The sequence below is a fragment of the Streptomyces sp. NPDC051219 genome, from assembly GCF_040682335.1.
Taxonomy (GTDB): Bacteria; Actinomycetota; Actinomycetes; order Streptomycetales; family Streptomycetaceae; genus Streptomyces.
In genome coordinates this window covers 124,400-143,079 of the sequence record NZ_JBFBAS010000017.1, presented here as the reverse complement: position 1 = coordinate 143,079, position 18,680 = coordinate 124,400, and the positions used below count along the sequence as shown (strand labels likewise).

At 70.9% G+C, this 18,680-nt stretch carries 18 protein-coding genes; 14 read left to right on the top strand and 4 right to left on the bottom strand.

Going from position 1 to position 18,680, the window contains the following annotated elements:
• Positions 1 to 57: 57 nt before the first annotated feature.
• Positions 58 to 546, bottom strand: a complete 489-nt coding sequence (locus AB0M62_RS20800; RefSeq protein WP_366075726.1) for a DUF3515 domain-containing protein — start codon at positions 544 to 546, stop codon at positions 58 to 60.
• Between the two features lie 20 nt (positions 547 to 566).
• Positions 567 to 800 carry an Lrp/AsnC ligand binding domain-containing protein gene (locus AB0M62_RS20795; RefSeq protein WP_254369568.1) on the bottom strand — a complete coding sequence of 78 codons (234 nt, stop codon included), beginning with the start codon at positions 798 to 800 and terminating at the stop codon, positions 567 to 569.
• Between the two features lie 203 nt (positions 801 to 1,003).
• Between AB0M62_RS20795 and AB0M62_RS20790 the strand changes: the two genes are divergently transcribed.
• On the top strand, positions 1,004 to 1,975 hold the full coding sequence (locus AB0M62_RS20790; protein ID WP_366075725.1) for a thiamine-phosphate kinase: 972 nt from the start codon (positions 1,004 to 1,006) through the stop codon (positions 1,973 to 1,975).
• Positions 1,976 to 1,984: 9 nt separating this feature from the next.
• Entirely contained in the window at positions 1,985 to 2,779 is a 795-nt protein-coding gene (gene thiD, locus AB0M62_RS20785; protein WP_366075723.1) for a bifunctional hydroxymethylpyrimidine kinase/phosphomethylpyrimidine kinase, read from the top strand.
• 83 nt (positions 2,780 to 2,862) lie between these two features.
• Here the strand turns inward: thiD and rpmB are convergent, their stop codons facing one another.
• Positions 2,863 to 3,048, bottom strand: a complete 186-nt coding sequence (rpmB, locus tag AB0M62_RS20780; RefSeq protein ID WP_003951095.1) for a 50S ribosomal protein L28 — start codon at positions 3,046 to 3,048, stop codon at positions 2,863 to 2,865.
• Positions 3,049 to 3,283: 235 nt separating this feature from the next.
• Here rpmB and AB0M62_RS20775 point away from each other — a divergent pair, with 235 nt between their 5' ends.
• The 9 genes from AB0M62_RS20775 (at position 3,284) to mutM (ending at position 12,358) form a co-directional block, all read left to right on the top strand.
• On the top strand, positions 3,284 to 4,891 hold the full coding sequence (locus AB0M62_RS20775; protein ID WP_366075722.1) for a DAK2 domain-containing protein: 1,608 nt from the start codon (positions 3,284 to 3,286) through the stop codon (positions 4,889 to 4,891).
• A gap of 62 nt (positions 4,892 to 4,953) precedes the next feature.
• A complete protein-coding gene (gene recG / locus AB0M62_RS20770; RefSeq protein ID WP_366075721.1) occupies positions 4,954 to 7,143 on the top strand; it encodes an ATP-dependent DNA helicase RecG in 2,190 nt (729 codons plus the stop codon).
• Between the two features lie 161 nt (positions 7,144 to 7,304).
• Complete coding sequence (rsmD, locus tag AB0M62_RS20765; protein ID WP_366075720.1) at positions 7,305 to 7,889, top strand: 16S rRNA (guanine(966)-N(2))-methyltransferase RsmD; 585 nt, start codon at positions 7,305 to 7,307, stop codon at positions 7,887 to 7,889.
• Positions 7,890 to 7,915: 26 nt separating this feature from the next.
• Positions 7,916 to 8,395: a pantetheine-phosphate adenylyltransferase gene (coaD, locus tag AB0M62_RS20760; protein ID WP_366075756.1), complete on the top strand. Its 480-nt coding sequence runs from the start codon at positions 7,916 to 7,918 to the stop codon at positions 8,393 to 8,395.
• A 96-nt stretch (positions 8,396 to 8,491) separates the two neighbouring features.
• Complete coding sequence (locus tag AB0M62_RS20755; RefSeq protein ID WP_366075719.1) at positions 8,492 to 9,541, top strand: ATP synthase F0 subunit B; 1,050 nt, start codon at positions 8,492 to 8,494, stop codon at positions 9,539 to 9,541.
• Between the two features lie 153 nt (positions 9,542 to 9,694).
• Positions 9,695 to 10,333 carry a DUF177 domain-containing protein gene (locus AB0M62_RS20750; RefSeq protein WP_366075755.1) on the top strand — a complete coding sequence of 213 codons (639 nt, stop codon included), beginning with the start codon at positions 9,695 to 9,697 and terminating at the stop codon, positions 10,331 to 10,333.
• Positions 10,334 to 10,335: 2 nt separating this feature from the next.
• On the top strand, positions 10,336 to 10,509 hold the full coding sequence (rpmF, locus tag AB0M62_RS20745; protein WP_026165248.1) for a 50S ribosomal protein L32: 174 nt from the start codon (positions 10,336 to 10,338) through the stop codon (positions 10,507 to 10,509).
• A gap of 19 nt (positions 10,510 to 10,528) precedes the next feature.
• Positions 10,529 to 11,356, top strand: coding sequence for a ribonuclease III (rnc, locus tag AB0M62_RS20740; protein WP_366075718.1), 828 nt, complete (start codon positions 10,529 to 10,531; stop codon positions 11,354 to 11,356).
• Positions 11,357 to 11,497: 141 nt separating this feature from the next.
• Positions 11,498 to 12,358 (top strand): bifunctional DNA-formamidopyrimidine glycosylase/DNA-(apurinic or apyrimidinic site) lyase, encoded by an 861-nt coding sequence (gene mutM / locus AB0M62_RS20735; protein WP_366075717.1) that lies wholly within the window; start codon positions 11,498 to 11,500, stop codon positions 12,356 to 12,358.
• A 554-nt stretch (positions 12,359 to 12,912) separates the two neighbouring features.
• On the opposite strand, the gene AB0M62_RS20730 is transcribed toward mutM, so the two are convergent.
• Entirely contained in the window at positions 12,913 to 13,800 is an 888-nt protein-coding gene (locus AB0M62_RS20730) for a CAP domain-containing protein (protein WP_366075716.1), read from the bottom strand.
• A gap of 132 nt (positions 13,801 to 13,932) precedes the next feature.
• On the opposite strand from AB0M62_RS20730, the gene AB0M62_RS20725 reads away from it, so the two are divergent.
• The 3 genes from AB0M62_RS20725 to smc all read left to right on the top strand — a co-directional run bounded on the left by AB0M62_RS20725 (position 13,933) and on the right by smc (position 18,602).
• Positions 13,933 to 14,214, top strand: coding sequence for an acylphosphatase (locus AB0M62_RS20725; protein WP_366075715.1), 282 nt, complete (start codon positions 13,933 to 13,935; stop codon positions 14,212 to 14,214).
• Positions 14,215 to 14,586: 372 nt separating this feature from the next.
• A complete protein-coding gene (locus tag AB0M62_RS20720; protein WP_366075714.1) occupies positions 14,587 to 14,799 on the top strand; it encodes a hypothetical protein in 213 nt (70 codons plus the stop codon).
• A gap of 218 nt (positions 14,800 to 15,017) precedes the next feature.
• Positions 15,018 to 18,602: a chromosome segregation protein SMC gene (gene smc / locus AB0M62_RS20715; protein WP_366075713.1), complete on the top strand. Its 3,585-nt coding sequence runs from the start codon at positions 15,018 to 15,020 to the stop codon at positions 18,600 to 18,602.
• Positions 18,603 to 18,680: the final 78 nt, after the last annotated feature.

The window sequence follows — 18,680 nt, the reverse complement described above, 5'->3', positions numbered from 1 at the left end:
ACGCAGCGAGGTGCCGTAGCTGTCGTCGCGGGCCCGACAAGATCGCCCGGACAAAGCCTAGATGCTCGCGGGCACCGTCTTCGCGACGGGGCCCGCGAAGGCCGCCAGCGGCGTCGCGTCATGGGCGTACCGCTTCGCCATCGAGATCTGCACATACGCCTTGCGGTACGTGGTGGTGAACCGGGGACCGTCGCCCTGGCGCTCCTCCAGCAGCCAGTTGACGCCGTTCACCTCGATCCCCTCCGCGCGGGGATCGTTCATCTTCTCGGGCCGGGGGATCCCGCAGCGCAGTACGATCGCCGCGTCTCCCCACTCGGCGGTCAGTTCGGAGCCGGTCCCGGAATCGTTCCGCTCGAGGCCGGCGACGGTCTGCGGCAGCTCCTTGTGCAGCGCACGGCAGATCTTCGCGGCCTCCGCGTCCGGGGTGGGAACCGCCGGCACTGCGCTGCCGTCCGTGGAGGAGCAGCCCGCGGCGGCCAGCAGCAGCACGACAGCGGGCAGGCAGCGGTGGGGGCGGCGCAGAAGCCGGCGGCGTGAAGTCGTCACCGGCCAAGAGTAGACGGGGACTAGAGATGTACGACGGGGCAGGTCAGGGTGCGGGTGATGCCGTCCACTTGCTGGACCTTGGCGACCACCATGCGGCCGAGCGCGTCGACTGTCTCGGCCTGCGCGCGCACGATGACGTCGTAGGGACCGGTCACGTCCTCGGCCTGGATCACCCCCGGGATCTTGCCGATGGTCTCGGCGACAGTCGACGCCTTGCCCACCTCGGTCTGAATAAGGATGTACGCCTGTACCACGGAACCTCCAGGGCGGCCACGAGGATCATGTGGGGAGAAGAGACGCCACCGTATCGCGTCGCCGAGGGCAGCGGGGAGACCTGCGCGATCAGGGACGCACGCAGTGCGGCGTACGGAGAACACAAGTTGACGTACAAGTTGACGGTACCTACAGCAGTGACGGCTCGCGACCGCAAGCGCACTGGGGCAGAAGGGGCACACCGATGAAGGGCACCGTGGGGGAGTTGGGGGAGTTCGGGCTGATCAGAGAGCTCACCTCCCGGCTCACCACCACCCCGGCGGTACGGCTGGGGCCCGGCGACGACGCCGCGGTCGTGGCCGCACCGGACCGCAGGGTCGTGGCGAGTACGGACATCCTGCTCGAGGGACGGCACTTCCGCCGCGACTGGTCCACGGCGTACGACGTCGGCCGGAAGGCCGCAGCCCAGAACCTGGCCGACATCGCCGCCATGGGCGCGGTGCCGACCGCGCTGCTCCTGGGCCTCGTCGTTCCCGCCGAACTCCCGGTCACCTGGCCCGCCGAGCTGATGGACGGCATCCGGGACGAGTGCCAGGTGGCGGGCGCGGCCGTGGTCGGCGGCGATGTCGTGCGCGGCGAGACGATCACCGTCGCGATCACCGCGCTCGGCGATCTGCGCAACCACGAACCGGTCACCCGCGCCGGGGCCCAGCCGGGTGACGTGGTCGCCGTGACCGGCTGGCTGGGCTGGTCGGCCGCCGGATACGCGGTGCTGTCGCGCGGCTTCCGCTCCCCGCGCGCGTTCGTCGAGGCCCACCGGCGCCCGGAGCCGCCGTACCACGCGGGCCCCGCGGCAGCCGGGCTCGGCGCCACCGCGATGACCGACGTCAGCGACGGACTCGTGGCCGACCTCGGACACATCGCCGAGGCCAGCAAGGTCCGTATCGACCTGCGCTCCGGCGCCATCGACATCCCCACGCAGATGAACGACATCGGGCAGGCGGTGGGCGTCGACCCATTGCAGTGGGTGCTCACCGGGGGAGAGGACCACGCGATCGTGGCGACCTTCCCGCCGGACGTGAAGCTGCCGGCCCGCTGGAAGGTGATCGGAGAGGTCCTCAATCCGTCGGCGCTGCCGCAGGTGACGGTGGACGGGGCGCCCTGGACGAGCAAGGGCGGCTGGGACCACTTCGGGGACATCGAGGACGCCAAGTAGATTCTGGGCATGCCGATACCTGTGCCTCCCCGTGTCCTCACCGTCGCCGGATCCGACTCCGGCGGCGGTGCGGGCATCCAGGCCGATCTCAAGACCATGCTGGCGCTCGGCGTGCACGGCATGAGCGTGCTCACCGCGGTGACCGCGCAGAACTCCCTCGGCGTCCAGGGCGCGTGGGAGCTGCCCGCCGAAGCGGTCCGTGCCCAGTACCGCAGTGTCGTCGACGACATCGGCGTGCAGGCGGTCAAGACCGGGATGCTCTCGTCGGCCGGGCTCGTGCGGACCGTGGCGGAGCTCCTGGCGGACACGGACGCCCCTGTCGTCGTGGATCCGGTGGGCGTCTCCAAGCATGGCGATCCCCTGCTGGCGGCGTCCGCGCTCGATTCCGTACGGTCGGAGCTCCTGCCGGCCGCGACGGTGGCCACCCCCAACCTCGACGAGGTCGCCCAGCTCACCGGCGTACAGGTGGAGTCGGAGGCCGATATGCGCCGGGCCGCCGACGCCGTACTGGAATTCGGGCCGCGTTGGGCGCTCGTCAAGGGCGGCCATCTCGCGGGAGACGCGGTGGACCTGCTCACGGACGGCGGCGAGGAGCACTGGCTGCGGGCGCCCCGCCACGACAACCGGCACACGCACGGCACCGGCTGCACACTGGCGAGTGCGGTCGCCTCAGGACTGGCGAAGGGACTGGAGGTGCCGCAGGCGGTCAAGGCGGCCAAGGAGTACGTCACGGGCGCCATCGCCGCCGGGTTCGCGCTGGGCGGCGGCATCGGCCCGGTGGACCACGCCTGGCGTCTTCGCTGAGAGGACGGGCACGGCAAAAAGCCGGCCCACCGAGGTGGACCGGCTTTCCAGGCAACCAGAAGGGCTGCGCTACGACGAGACCGTCAGCGCGAGACCTTGCCGGCCTTGATGCACGAGGTGCAGACGTTGAGCCGCTTCGGCGTCCGACCGACCACGGCACGCACGCGCTGGATGTTGGGATTCCAGCGACGGGACGTACGGCGGTGCGAGTGCGAAATGTTGTTGCCGAAGCTCGGCCCCTTGCCGCAAACGTCGCAGTTGGCAGCCACGGGTCACTCCAAAGACTTCAGATGCACTTACAGTGAATTCCCGGCGCGCCGGGATCTGAAGATCGTTGGCTTGCCGGGGGGAATGGCCCGACTTTCGTCGGGCAACCGGAGCAGCATACAACGGCTGCTCCCGTAGAACGAAACTACCATGGCTGCCACGGCCCCCGCCCCGGACCGTCCCCCGCCCCGTCGTTACCCTGCGGTGCAACCCCCGCCGCCCATAGGAGGACGCCAGGTGCCGCACACGCCGCCCACCCTCGACGCCGATGCGGTGCGCAGCTGGAGTTCACGGGCGCTGACGGCGCTGGGCCGGGCCCGTTCGGAGATCGACGCGATCAACGTCTACCCGGTCGCGGACGGGGACACCGGAACCAATCTGTACATGACCGTCGAGTCCGCCGCGCAGGCGGTCGAAGCGGTGTTCGCCGCCCACGAGGCGGTCGCGGACGGCTCGGTGCCCTCGCTGAACGACGCCGTACGTGCCATGGCGCACGGTGCCCTCATCGGCGCCCGCGGCAACTCCGGCACGATCCTCGCGCAGCTGTTCCGCGGCATGGCGGAGGTGCTGACGGACGCCGGGCTGGCGGCGGCCCTGCGCCGGGCCGCCGAATCCGCGTACGGTGCGGTGGCGCACCCCGTCGAGGGCACGGTCCTCACGGTGGCCGCCGCGGCCGCCGACGCGGCGGAGGGGGCTTCCGGCGACGCCGCCGCCGTGGCGCGCGCGGCGTACGACGGGGCCTGTGTCGCGCTGGACGCGACCCCCGGCCAGCTGGCCGTGCTCAGGCGTGCGGGCGTCGTCGACGCCGGCGGCCGCGGGCTGCTCACGGTGCTCGCGGCGCTGGTCGAGGTCCTCTCCGGGGACGCTCCCGCGGAACCGGCGGCCTCGCACCGCGTGGCGCTCGACTGCGCCGCCGACGGCGACACGGAGCAGGTGGAGGAAGGACCCGCCTTCGAGGTGATCTACCTGCTCGAAGCGGACGACGAAGCGGTCGCGCGGCTGCGTGCGCGGCTCGACGGCCTGGGCGACTCCCTCGTCGTCGTCGGCGGCGAAGGTCTGTGGAACGTACACGTCCACGTGGACGACGCGGGTGCCGCCGTGGAGGCCGGCGTCGAGGCCGGCCGGCCGTACCGCATCCGGATCACCCACTTCGGCGACCGCCCGGCCGCGCCGCCCGAGCAGGTGCAGCGCGCAGTCGTCTCGGTCGTCCCCGGCGAGGGCCTGGCCGGGCTGTGCGCCGAGGCGGGCGCGACGACCGTTATGGCCCGCCCCGGCGAGCCGCCGGCCAGCGGCGAACTGGTCGACGCGATCCGGCGCGCGCACGCCCGTGAGGTCGTACTGCTGCCGAACGACGCCGACCTGCGCCACACCGCGGCGGCGGCCGCCGAACAGGCCCGCACCGAGGGTGTACGCGTCGCGCTCATCCCCACCCGCTCCGCGGTCCAGGGCCTGGCGGCCCTCGCCGTCCACGAACCGGACCGCTGTTTCGACGAGGACGTGGTGGCGATGACGGCCGCGGCGGGCGCCACCCGCTATGCCGAACTGGCCGTGGCCGAGCGGCAGTCGTGGACCATGGCCGGCGTCTGCCAGGCGGGGGACGTGCTCGGGCTGATCGACGGCGACGTGGCGGTGATCGGCTCCGACCTCGCCGCGACGGCGGAAACGGTGCTGGACCGCATGCTGGCGGCCGGCGGTGAACTGGTCACCCTGGTCGTCGGCGCGGACATGCCCGACCAGGTCGCGGAACACCTGGTGGCGTACGTACGGGACGGCCATCTCGCGGTGGACACCGTGGTCTATCCGGGCGGCTGCCACGCCGCCCCGCTGCTGATCGGCGTCGAGTAGCCGCGACGCAGCTTCCCGCTGCCGCCCTGCATCCGCGCCGTATGTCAGCGCCATGGTGTGCAATGGATCGCGTGTCCGCGTTCGACGAACCCCTGAAGAAGACGCTCGGCCCCGCCACCGCCAAGGTGATGGCCGAGCACCTCGGCCTGCACACGGTCGGTGACCTGCTGCACCACTACCCCCGGCGGTACGCCGAGCGGGGCGAGCTCACCCCGCTCTCCGAGCTGCCGCTGGACGAGCACGTCACGGTGGTCGCCCAGGTCGCGGACGCCCGCGTACTGAAGTTCAACCAGGGCCGAGGCCAGCGGCTCGAGGTGACGATCACCGACGGCAGCGGCCGGCTGCAACTGGTCTTCTTCGGCAAGGGGATCCACAAGCCCCACAAGGAACTGCTGCCCGGCAGCCGCGCCATGTTCGCCGGCAAGGTGACCATGTTCAACCGCAAGCTCCAGCTCGCCCATCCCGCGTACGAGCCGCTGGGTGCCGCGAGCGCCGAGGACGCGGTGGACGCGTTCGCCAACCAGCTGATCCCGATCTATCCCGCCTGCAAGCAGCTCGAGTCGTGGAAGATCTCCAAGGCGGTGGACGCGGTCCTGCCCCGTGCCCAGGAAGCCGTCGACCCGCTCCCGCCCTCGCTGCGGGAAGGCCGCGGGCTCGCCACCCTCCAGGAAGCACTGCAGGCGGTCCACCGGCCGCGGACGAAGGCCGACATCGCCGGCGCCAGGGGCCGACTCAAGTGGGACGAGGCGTTCGTCCTCCAGGTCGTTCTCGCCCGGCGTCGGTACGCGGACACCCAACTGCCCGCGGTGGCCAGGAAGCCGGTGGCCGGCGGACTGCTCGACGCCTTCGACGCCGAGCTGCCCTTCACGCTCACAGAGGGCCAGCGGAAGGTGACCGCCGAGATCTTCACGGACCTCGCCACCGAGCACCCCATGCACCGGCTGCTCCAGGGCGAAGTCGGCTCGGGCAAGACCCTTGTCGCGCTGCGCGCGATGCTCACGGTCGTGGACGCGGGCGGCCAGGCGGCGATGCTCGCGCCCACCGAGGTGCTGGCCCAGCAGCACCACCGGTCGGTGACCGAGATGATGGGCGAACTGGCCGAGGGTGGCATGCTCGGCGGCTCCGAGCAGGGCACCAAGGTGGTGCTGCTCACCGGGTCGATGGGAGCGGCCGCTCGCCGGCAGGCGTTGCTCGACCTGGTCACCGGCGAGGCCGGGATCGTCATCGGAACGCACGCCCTCATCGAGGACAAGGTGCAGTTCCACGACCTGGGCCTGGTCGTGGTCGACGAACAGCACCGGTTCGGCGTCGAGCAGCGCGACGCCCTGCGCTCGAAGGGGAAGCAGCCGCCCCACCTGCTGGTGATGACGGCGACGCCGATCCCGCGCACGGTCGCGATGACCGTCTTCGGAGATCTGGAGACCTCGGTGCTGGACCAGCTGCCGGCCGGCCGGTCGCCCATCGCCAGCCATGTCGTACCGGCCAGGGACAAGCCGCACTTCCTCGCGCGCACCTGGGAGCGCGTGCGTGAAGAGGTGGAGAAGGGCCACCAGGCGTACGTCGTCTGCCCGCGTATCGGGGACGGCGAGGACGAGACGGGGAAGAAGTCCGCCTCGCCGGAGGACGAGGCCGAGAAGCGCCCGCCGCTCGCGGTGCTGGAGATCGCCGAGCAGATCGCCTCGGGGCCCCTGAAGGGACTGCGCGTCGAGGTCCTGCACGGCAGGATGCAGCCGGACGACAAGGACGGCGTGATGCGCCGGTTCGCGGCCGGCGAGGTGGATGTGCTGGTGGCCACAACCGTCATCGAGGTCGGCGTGAACGTCCCCAACGCCACCGCCATGGTGATCATGGATGCGGACCGGTTCGGCGTCTCCCAGCTGCACCAGCTGCGCGGCCGGGTGGGCCGGGGCTCCGCCCCCGGCCTCTGTCTGCTGGTGAGCGAGATGCCGGAGGGGAGCCCGGCCAGGGCTCGGCTGAACGCCGTGGCCGCCACGCTCGACGGGTTCGAGCTGTCCCGGATCGACCTGGAGCAGCGCCGCGAGGGCGATGTGCTGGGCCAGGCGCAGTCGGGCGTGCGGTCCTCGCTCCGGATGCTTGCGGTCATCGATGACGAGGAGATCATCGCGGAGGCCCGTGAGGAGGCGGTCGCGACCGTCTCGGCCGACCCCGGCCTGGAGAATCACCCGGAGCTGCGCACTGCCCTGAACGCGCTGGTGGACACCGAGCGCGAGCAGTTCCTGGAAAAGGGCTGAGACGGCGGGGGAGTGGCCGCGGGGCCGACGGCCTATCGTTTAAGCAGTCCGCCGAGCAGGCCCTGAGCAGTCCGCCGACAGGTCCGCCCAGCCGCTTGCTCAGCCGTCCCGTCCAGCCGTCCATCAGCTCATCCGCCCTCCCCCGAAGGACTCAGACTCAGATGACCCGCGTGATTGCCGGCGCGGCCGGTGGGCGCCGCCTCGCCGTCCCGCCGGGCAACGGCACCCGCCCCACATCCGACCGGGCGCGTGAGGGGCTGTTCTCGACCTGGGAGTCCCTGCTCGGCTCACTGCAGGGCGCGCGGGTGCTCGATCTCTACGGCGGATCGGGTGCCGTCGGCCTGGAGGCGCTGTCCCGCGGCGCCGCGCACGCGCTGCTCGTCGAGGCGGACGGCCGGGCGGCCCGCACCATCCGGGAGAACATCCGCGCGGTCGGCCTGCCCGGCGCCGAGGTCAGATCAGGCAAAGCGGAGCAGATCGTCTCGGGTTCGGCCCCCAGCACCCCGTACGACGTGGTCTTTCTCGATCCGCCGTACACCGTCGTGGGCGACGATCTTGGCGAGATCCTCCTCACACTCCGCTCCCAGGGCTGGCTCACGGACGATGCGCTCGTCACCGTGGAGCGCAGCACAAGGGGCGGCGAATTCCAGTGGCCGGACGGCTTCGAGCCACTGCGGGCCCGTCGTTATGGCGAGGGCACGCTTTGGTACGGTCGCGCCGCCTCTACGTGCGAAGACGCACGATGACCGGACCGGAGAGCGAGGGACTTCAGTTGCGCCGCGCCGTCTGTCCGGGGTCATTCGACCCCATCACCAATGGACACCTCGACATCATCGCCCGCGCCTCCAGGCTGTACGACGTCGTACACGTGGCCGTGATGATCAATCAGTCGAAGCAGGGCCTCTTCACCATCGAGGAGCGGATCGAGCTGATCCGCGAGGTTACCGCCGACTATGGCAACGTCGAGGTCGAAGCCTTCCACGGCCTCCTCGTCGACTTCTGCAAGCAGCGCGACATCCCGGCCATCGTCAAGGGCCTGCGGGCGGTCAGCGACTTCGACTACGAGCTGCAGATGGCCCAGATGAACAACGGGCTCTCGGGCGTCGAGACCCTGTTCGTCCCGACCAACCCGACCTACAGCTTCCTCTCCTCCAGCCTGGTCAAGGAGGTCGCGGCCTGGGGCGGCGACGTCGCCCACCTGCTGCCGCCCGCCGTCCACCGGGCCCTCATCGAGCGGCTCGGCCGGAAGTGACGTGCTGACTGCCCGTCACCCGGTGTCGGACGGGTGCCGACTGGCCGTACAGTCGTCCCGTCCGTCTCCGATCCAGGTAGAGAGTGGCGAGCACAGGTGGACGTGCAGAAGAAGCTCGACGAGATCGTCGAGGCGGTCGGCAGCGCCCGGTCCATGCCCATGTCGGCCTCGTGCGTGGTCAACCGTGCCGAGCTGCTCGCCATGCTGGAAGAGGTACGGCAGGCCCTGCCCGGCTCCCTCGCGCAGGCCCAGGAACTGATCGGCGGTCGGGAGCAGCTGGTCGAGCAGGCCCGCCAGGAGGCCGAGCGGATCATCGAGTCGGCACACGCCCAGCGCGGTTCGCTGATTTCCGACACCGAGGTCGCGCGGCAGTCGCGGGACGAGGCCGACCGGATCCTCGCCGACGCCCGCCGGGAGGCCGAGGAGATCCGCGCCGAGGCCGACGACTACGTCGACAGCAAGCTGGCGAACTTCGAGGTCGTCCTCACCAAGACGATCGGCTCGGTGGACCGCGGCCGCGAGAAGCTCCTCGGCCGCGCGCCCGGCCCGGACGGGCAGGGCTACCCCGACTACTCCGACCCGGACTACGAGGATGCCCCGGAGCGCAGCCAGGACCCCGAGACGCTGCGGCAGCGGGCCGACGAGTACGTCGACACCAAGCTGGGCGCCTTCGAGGCCGTCCTGTCCAAGACCCTCGACGCGGTCGGCCGGGGTCGCCAGAAACTGCACGGCCGGGTGGCCAGTGACGACCTCGGTGCCCACATGGCCGCCCAGGACGGCTCCGGGCCGCAGCAGCACGGCAGCGACGCGGACTTCCTCGCGGACCTGGCGGAACCGCAGCCGGTGATCCCGGTCCAGCAGCAGCCCGCGTACGCGCAGCAGCAGGACCCCTACCCGTACCAGCAGCCCGAGCAGCCGCAGCAGGACCCGTACGGCTACCAGCAGCAGCCGGCGTACGCGCAGCAGGATCCGTACGCGTACCAGCAGCCCCAGCAGGACGCCTACGCCGCCTATCAGCAGCAGGGCTACGACCAGGGCTACGCGCAGCAGCAGCCGCAGCAGCAGGCCGCGCTCGACGAGACCAGCTTCTTCGACACGAGCATGATCAACCTCGATCAGCTGCGCGAGTACGAGCAGGGACGCTAGGGCGGCCGGGGCGCCGGGCTCCGGATTGGGCCCTGAGCGAAGCGTCCAGTATCCTGGCTCTTCGGTCGCGAGTACGTCCGCGATCTCGGCTGCCCGCCTGGTCATTCATCGCGTGGCGGCCACCCCCACAGCGATCGGAAAGCGGGAACAGTCCTGAACACCCACCTCGACCACCGCAACCCTCTTGTGTTCGACACACACGAGCTGGGTCGGCGTCCTGGTGCTCTGCAGCGGCTGTCCCGCGAGATCGCGGCCCCCAGGGACTTCGGTCTCGACGGGGTCATCGGAGTGCCGGAAGACGCTCCGATGGAGCTCGACCTCCGCCTGGAGTCGGTCATGGAAGGGGTGCTTGTCACAGGCACCGTCCGTGCGTCGGCCAAGGGGGAGTGCGTAAGGTGTCTGGAGCCGCTGGAGCAAGAGCTCGAAGCGGACTTCCAGGAGATGTTCTCGTACCCTGACGCCGACGACCGGGGCCGTGTCAAAGCGGCACCCGTCGCCGACGCCGAGGACGACGAGGACAGGCTCTTCATCGAGGACGGCTTGTTCGACCTCGAACCTGTGCTGCGTGACGCGGTGGTGCTCGCACTGCCGCTGCAGCCGGTGTGCCGGGAGGACTGTCTCGGCCTGTGCTCCCAATGCGGAGTGGGGCTGAACGACAATCCGGACCACCACCACGACGCCGTCGACATCCGTTGGGCGGCACTGCAGGGACTCGCCGGGACCATCCAGGACGGCGAGAAGGACAACATGAGCGGCGCCGAGTCGGGCGTCGACGAGAAGCAGGAGAAGTAGCCGTGGCTGTTCCGAAGCGGAAGATGTCGCGCAGCAACACGCGCCACCGCCGGTCGCAGTGGAAGGCTGCGGTCCCCACCCTGGTTTCGTGCGAGCGTTGCCAGGAGCCGAAGCAGCAGCACATCGCGTGCCCCAGCTGCGGCACCTACAACAAGCGCCAGGTCCTCGAGGTCTGAGCGGCAGGTGAGAGGCGCTATGTCTGAACTGGCCGACAAGCAGACAGACACGATCAACGCAGCCTCGTCCCACACGCTTCTGGAAGGGCGGCTCGGGTATCAGCTCGAGTCCGCCCTTCTGGTGCGTGCGCTGACGCACCGTTCGTACGCGTACGAGAACGGCGGTCTGCCGACCAACGAGCGTCTGGAGTTCCTCGGGGACTCCGTGCTCGGTCTGGTGGTCACGGACACGCTGTACCGCACCCACCCCGACCTGCCCGAAGGCCAGCTGGCCAAGTTGCGGGCCGCGGTGGTCAATTCGCGTGCGCTGGCGGGGGTCGGCCGAGGCCTGGACCTGGGTTCCTTCATCCGGCTCGGCCGGGGTGAAGAGGGTACGGGCGGCCGGGACAAGGCATCCATCCTCGCCGACACCCTTGAAGCGGTGATCGGCGCGGTCTATCTCGACCAGGGCCTCGACGCGGCCTCGGAGCTGGTGCACCGGCTCTTCGACCCGCTGATCGAGAAGTCCTCGAACCTCGGTGCAGGCCTGGACTGGAAGACCAGCCTCCAGGAACTCACCGCGAGCGAGGGCCTCGGGGTCCCCGAGTACCTGGTCACCGAGACGGGCCCGGACCACGAGAAGACCTTCACTGCTGCTGCCCGCGTCGGTGGTGTCTCGTACGGCACCGGCACCGGCCGCAGCAAGAAGGAAGCGGAACAGCAGGCGGCGGAGTCCGCGTGGCGCGCCATCCGCGCGGCCGCGGACGAGCGGCTGGCCGCCGAGGCCAGGGCCGCGGAGGTTGCCGCCGAGGCAACCCCGGAGGAGGAGGGCATCTCGTCCCCCGCTCCGGACGCGGCCACGGCCTGACGCCCGGTTTCACCGGCTCCGCCCGCCCCTTGGGAGCGGGCGGAGCTGTTCCGTTCCCGCGGGCGGTTCCTCTCCCGGGCCGGTACGCTGCCGGCGCCCGCCCTCGTAACCCTCAGCCATTCCCTCCCCAGGAGACCGCACGTGCCCGAGCTGCCCGAGGTCGAAGTGGTGCGGCGCGGTCTCGAGCGCTGGGTCGCCGGGCGCACCGTTGCCGACGTGCAGGTACTGCACCCGCGCGCCGTGCGCCGGCACCTCGCGGGCGCCGAGGACTTCGTGGACCGCCTCCAGAGCCACCGCTTCGGCGTCGCGCGCCGGCGTGGCAAGTACCTGTGGCTGCCGTTGGAGGACCGGGACTTCTCCGTCCTCGGTCACCTCGGCATGAGCGGACAGCTCCTTGTCCAGCCGCAGGACGCGGCGGACGAGAAGCACCTCCGCATCCGGATCCGTTTCGCCGATGCCCTGGGTACCGAACTGCGCTTCGTCGACCAGCGGACCTTCGGCGGGCTGTCCCTCCACGAGAACACCCCTGACGGCCTCCCGGATGTCATCGCGCACATCGCCCGCGATCCGCTCGACCCCGCCTTCGAGGAGGCGGCGTACCACACCGCTCTGCGGCTGCGCCGTACGACCATCAAGCGGGCACTGCTCGACCAGTCGCTGATCAGCGGGGTCGGCAACATCTACGCGGACGAAGCGCTCTGGCGCGCCAGGCTGCACTACGAGCGCCCGACCGCGTCGCTCACCCGGCCCCGCAGCGCCGAACTCCTCGGCCATGTGCGGGATGTGATGAACGAGGCTCTCGCCGTCGGAGGCACCAGCTTCGACAGTCTGTACGTCAACGTGAACGGCGAGTCGGGCTACTTCGACCGCTCGCTCGACGCGTACGGGCGCGAGGACGAGCCGTGCCGCCGCTGCGGCACAGCCATGCGCCGCCGGCCGTGGATGAACCGGTCCAGCTACTTCTGCCCGCGCTGTCAGCGCCCGCCGCGCGCCTCGTCGTAGCTCTCGCGTGCCTCCAGGACGGCCGGCCACGGGCCGCGTGGCCACCGCCGGCTGACATTGGGGACGCCCCGCCTCGCTCGTCCGGCCGCATCCGGGCACCCCTTCCGGCCCCGGAGGCGCCGCTGATCGCGTCTGCGACGGGAGGAGTCTGAGGCTCAATCAGGGCTTGGGCTTTCCAGCTTCCGAAGCGAGTCGGCAACATGCTGGACGAGGGGACGTACAACCTCGGCAAGAAGTCCGGTGAGTGGATCACCTACAACAAGGCGGGCGAAGAGGTGAAGCGAAAGGTCCACGGCTGAGTGGACCAAGGCCTCAGCAGACCAGCCCTCATGGGCTCCCCGGTCCGCGGTGCGGCCGCCTGGACGATCCCCCGTGTCCGCCATCATGACCCGGGCATGACGCGGGCTTCACGTTGCGCAACGACGCACACCCGGGCCTGCGAGTGAGGCACGCACGAGGGCCGTCGTCCATCGCGTCTTCAAGAACGAAGACGCTGCCGACGACGGCCCTGAGGCGGCCCGGAAGGGCCGGTAAGTCTGTGACCTGCGGCTGTCTCAGAAGCCGAAGTCCTGCGTCCACCAGGGGCCGCCCGGCGCGAAGTGTGCACCGACACCAAGGGTCTTGTAGTCGCAGTTGAGTATGTTCGCCCTGTGGCCGGGGCTGTTCATCCAGGCTTCCATCACGGCCTCGGCGTCGGCCTGGCCGCGCGCGATGTTCTCGCCGCCCAGACCGGTGACGCCGGCCTTCGCCGCGCGGTCCCAGGGGGTCGCCCCGTCCGGGTCCGTGTGGTCGAAGAAGCTGCGCTGGGCCATGTCCTCGCTGAAGTCGCCGGCCAGGTCGGCGAGCTCCGCGTCCGCCTTCACCGGACGGCAGCCCGCCTGGGCCCGCTCCTGGTTGACCAGGGTGAGGACCGCGGCCTCCGCGGCGCTTGTGCCCGAGGGAACTCTGACGGGCGGGGCAGCCTTGCTGGGCGTCTTCGAGGCCCTCTGTTCGGGGGTCGGCTTCGGCTTGGGCTTCTGGGAGGGCGCCTCGGCCGACGGCTTCTTCTCCGTCGGCGTGGCGGAGGTCTTGCTCGGGGTCGGAGTCGGCTTCGGCCTGGGCGTCTCCGACGCCGAAGGAGTCCGACCGGACCCGGTGGAGGTCGTGGGGCGCTCTGAGGGGAGGTCCTGGAACCCGCCCTGCTGCGAGGCGAGGTCGCTCGGGCTCCCGGCGCGCACACCGCCGGAGTCGCTGCTGCCGCCGAGGGTGTAGTTGTCGCCCACCGGCAGCAGCCCGGAGGTGACCGCCACGGCGCCCAGCGCCACGGCCGCGGAGGCGCCGAGCAGCCCGGTCCGCATGGGGGTGGCCTTCTTGCGGCGTACCGCACCGCGATGCCTGCCTGCCGTGGGGGCCGCGTAATCGTCGGCGCCGGGCCCGGCGGCGGAGCGTCGATGACGTCCCATCTGGCGTGCCTTCCTTGCGATCGGTGTCAACGTGACTCAGCCATACGGGTGAGACTCATTGAGCCGGGACTGTACGCCATGAGGGTGATTCGCGAAGTGCTCCCTGAGCATTCCTCCGGCTAGCGTGCACGCATGAACGAAGACGTGCGGCTCACCGCTTGGGTACGCGGCCGTGTACAAGGAGTGGGCTTCCGCTGGTTCACCAGGGCAAACGCTTTGGAGATCGGTGGCCTCAGCGGCTTCGCCGTCAATCTCGACGACGGCCGGGTGCAGGTGGTGGCCGAGGGCCGACGTGAGAATTGCCACCGTTTGCTCGACTGGCTGCGCTCGGCCGACACACCCGGCAGGGTCGACGGAGTCACGGAGATCTGGGACGTCCCGCGCGGTGGCTACGACGGCTTCTCCGTCCGCTGACCCGAGCCGCTGCGGTGGGTGCCGGGGTGGTGTCCCCGGACCCGCGCTCAGGACGGAAATCAGCAGGTGGTTGCCAAAGAACGGCATCTCATGGAAGGCTGCCGGAGTAAGGATGATCTCCACGCCCCGAGGGCCCCGACGGAGAGCCGGCGCCGCTGTCTACGCGGCCCCTGGCCCCCGGGTCGCCCGCCGATACGGGGCGTGATCGTGTTGACCGTCAAACTTTTTGGTGAGACGCTGGAAGCCCCGCGCACCTTAGCTGTTTGGCAGTAGAACCGCAGTGATGACAAGCGCTGCCGAGCACCGCGGGTGCGATTTCCCTCACGACCCACACCGCTTCGGTCGGTCACTCAGTGTGGAGGACCATCCATCATGGCAAAGGCGCTTCTCGGTTACGTCGGCGGCTCCGACCCGCGACTCCTCGCCGAGATGCGACGGCTTCAGCAGCGCGTCCAGGACCTGGAGTCCGAGCTTATGCGGATCCAGTCCGAGAACGACGCGTTGACCGCCGCCGCTCAGCACGGAGACTCGCTGCTGGACAGCATCGACATCGACGTACCCCAGTCGGAGCCTGCGCTCACCTGACCCCGGCCCCTGGCCGGTCGGGCTTGCCCATTCAGCCGCTGACTCCTACAACATGCAAGATGTGCAAGGGACGCTTCGGCGTCCCTTCTTTCTTTCCGGATCCACCCGGCTCTTTCCGGATTCACCGAGCTCCGGCCTTGCGCCTGCTTCCCTTTACCGTCGAATGTGCCCTGCACCTTCATGGGCGAAACCGAACGTGAAAGGTAGAGTCCGGCGGCGTGCACCTCAAGGCCATGACCCTCCGCGGGTTCAAATCCTTCGCCTCCGCGACGACGCTGCGCTTCGAGCCCGGCATCACCTGCGTCGTCGGTCCCAACGGCTCCGGCAAGTCCAACGTCGTGGACGCGCTGTCGTGGGTGATGGGTGAACAGGGGGCCAAGTCGCTGCGCGGCGGCAAGATGGAGGACGTGATCTTCGCCGGCACCACCGGGCGGCCCCCGCTCGGCCGGGCCGAGGTGTCCCTCACCATCGACAATTCCGACGGTGCGCTCCCCATCGAGTACGCCGAGGTCACCATTACGCGGATCATGTTCCGCAACGGCGGCAGCGAATATCAGATCAATGGCGACACCTGCCGGCTGCTGGACATCCAGGAGTTGCTGTCCGACTCCGGTATCGGCCGCGAAATGCACGTCATCGTGGGGCAGGGCCAGCTCGACTCCGTACTGCACGCCGATCCGATGGGACGGCGGGCTTTCATCGAAGAGGCCGCCGGCGTCCTCAAGCACCGCAAGCGCAAGGAGAAGGCGCTGCGGAAGCTCGACGCGATGCAGGCCAACCTGGCCCGCGTACAGGACCTGACCGACGAGCTGCGGCGGCAGCTCAAGCCGCTGGGCCGGCAGGCCGCGGTCGCGCGGCGCGCCGCCGTCATCCAGGCCGATCTGCGCGACGCCCGGCTGCGGCTGCTCGCCGACGACCTCGTCACGCTGCGCGACGCGCTGAACGCCGAGGTCGCCGACGAGGCCGCACTCAAGGCACGCAAGGAGGCTGCCGAGGCCGAACTGCGGACGGCGCTCCAGCGGGAGGCCGCGCTGGAGGACGAGGTACGCCGACTGGCGCCGCGGCTGCAACGGGCCCAGCAGACCTGGTACGAGCTGTCGCAGCTCGCCGAACGGGTGCGCGGCACGATCGGCCTTGCCGACGCCCGGGTCAAAAGCGCGACCGCCGCCCCGCCCGACGAGCGTCGCGGCCGCGACCCCGAGGACATGGAACGCGAGGCCGCGCGCATCCGCGAGCAGGAGGCGGAGCTGGAGGCTGCTCTGGAGGCGGCCCAGCGGGCACTGGAGGACACGGTCACGCACCGCTCCGAACTGGAGCGCGAACTGACTCGGGAGGAGCGGCGGCTCAAGGATGTGGCCCGGTCCATCGCCGACAGGCGCGAAGGGCTCGCCCGGTTGCACGGGCAGGTCAACGCCGCCCGCAGCCGGGCCGGCTCGGCCCAGGCCGAGATCGACCGGCTCGCCGAGGCGCGGGACTCGGCGCGGGAGCGCGCGGTAGCAGCGCAGGAGGAGTACGAGCAGCTCCAGGCCGAAGTGGACGGGCTGGACGCCGACGACTCGGCGCTGGCCGAGCAGTACGACGCCGCCAAGCGGGCGCTGGCGGAGGCGGAGTCGGACCTCGGCTCCGCGCGCGAGGCGGCCACGGCCGCCGAGAGGCGCCGGGCCGCCACCTCCGCCCGCCACGACGCGCTGGCCATGGGGCTGCGCCGCAGGGACGGCACCGGCGCCCTGCTGGAGGCGCAGGACCGGTTGACCGGTCTGCTCGGCCCGGCCGCCGAACTGCTCACCGTGACTCCGGGCTTCGAGGTCCCGGTGGCCGCGGCGCTGGGCGCGGCGGCGGATGCGATCGCCGTATCCGGCCCGTCGACGGCGGCCGAGGCTATCCGCCTGCTCCGCAAACAGGACGCCGGCCGCGCGGCGATGCTGCTGAGCGGATCCCCGGTCCCCGAGGCCGTCCCCGGCCGGGCCGCGAGCCCCGGCGCGCTGAACGGGGCCGGCTCCCCACCGCCTTTCGCCGCCGATCTCGTGCAGGCGCCCGCCGAGCTCATGTCCGCACTGCGGCGGTTGCTGCGGGACGTCGTGGTCGTCGGGACGCTGGAGGACGCGGAGGATCTCGTCGCCGCGCAGCCCGCGCTCACCGCCGTCACCGCCGAGGGCGATGTACTCGGCGCGCACTTCGCGCAGGGCGGGTCGGCGGGGGCGCCGAGCCTCCTGGAGGTGCAGGCGTCCGTCGACGAGGCGGCGGCCGAGCTCTCCGAGCTGGCCGTACGGTGCGAGGAGCTGGCGCAGGAGCAGCACCGGGCGGGGGAACGGCGGGCGGGCTGTGCGGCGCTGGTCGAGGAGCTGGGCGAGCGGCGCCGGGCCGCCGAGCAGGCGAAGTCCGGAGTCGCCCAGCAGCTGGGGCGGCTCGCGGGCCAGGCGCGCGGCGCGGCGGGCGAGGCCGAGAGGAGCACCGCGGCGGCGGCCAAGGCGCAGGAGGCGCTGGAGCGGGCGACCGCGGAGGCGGAGGAGCTGGCCGAGAGGCTCCTGGTCGCCGAGGAGATGCCCGTGGAGGAGGAACCCGACACCTCCGTGCGCGACCGGCTGGCCGCGGACGGCGCCAACGCCCGGCAGACCGAGATGGAGGCCCGGCTCCAGGTCCGTACGCACGAGGAGCGCGTGAAGGGGCTGGCGGGCCGGGCCGACGCCCTCGACCGTGGGGCGCGCGCGGAGCGCGAGGCGCGAGCGCGCGCGGAACAGCGGCGCGCCCGGCTGCGGCACGAGGCAGAGGTGGCGTCCGCGGTCGCCTCCGGTGCCCGCCAGCTACTGGCGCACGTGGAGGTGTCGCTCGTACGCGCCGGGGAGGAGCGGACGGCGGCGGAGAGCGCCAAGGCCGCCCGCGAACAGGACCTGACGGCCGAGCGGAACCAGGGACGCGAACTGAAGGGCGAGCTCGACAAGCTCACGGACTCGGTACACCGTGGCGAGGTGCTGGGCGCCGAGAAGCGGCTGCGTATCGAGCAGCTCGAGGCGAAGGCTCTGGAGGAACTGGGGGTGGAGCCGGCCGGCCTGGTTGCCGAGTACGGGCCCGACCAACTGGTGCCGCCTTCGCCGCCCGCGGAAGGGGAGGAGCTGCCGGAGGACCCCGCGCATCCGCGGAACCAGCCTGTTCGCTTCGTCCGGGCGCAGCAGGAGAAGCGGCTGAAGGCGGCCGAACGGGCGTACCAGCAGCTCGGCAAGGTGAATCCGCTGGCGCTCGAGGAGTTCGCGGCGCTGGAGGAACGGCACAAGTTCCTCACCGAGCAGCTTGAAGACCTGAAGAAGACCCGGGCCGATCTGCTGCAGGTGGTCAAGGAGGTCGACGAGCGTGTCGAGCAGGTCTTCACCGAGGCGTACCGGGACACCGCGCGGGAGTTCGAGGGCGTCTTCTCACGGCTCTTCCCGGGGGGTGAGGGCCGGCTGATCCTCACGGATCCCGAGAACATGCTGGCCACGGGTGTCGATGTCGAGGCGCGCCCGCCCGGCAAGAAGGTCAAGCGGCTCTCGCTGCTGTCCGGCGGCGAGCGGTCGCTGACCGCCGTGGCCCTCCTGGTGTCCATCTTCAAAGCCAGGCCCAGCCCGTTCTATGTCATGGACGAGGTCGAGGCCGCGCTCGACGACACGAACCTGCAGCGGCTGATCCGGATCATGGAGGAGCTTCAGGAGAGCTCCCAGCTGATCGTCATCACCCACCAGAAGCGGACGATGGAGGTCGCGGACGCGCTGTACGGCGTCTCCATGCAGGGCGACGGGGTGTCCAAGGTCATCAGCCAGCGCCTGCGCTGACCTCCACGAAATCTTCAAGCCTTGAAGGAATCGCGCGGCAAACTGCCTGAACGCTCAAGTTGGCCGGGTATTGTCTTC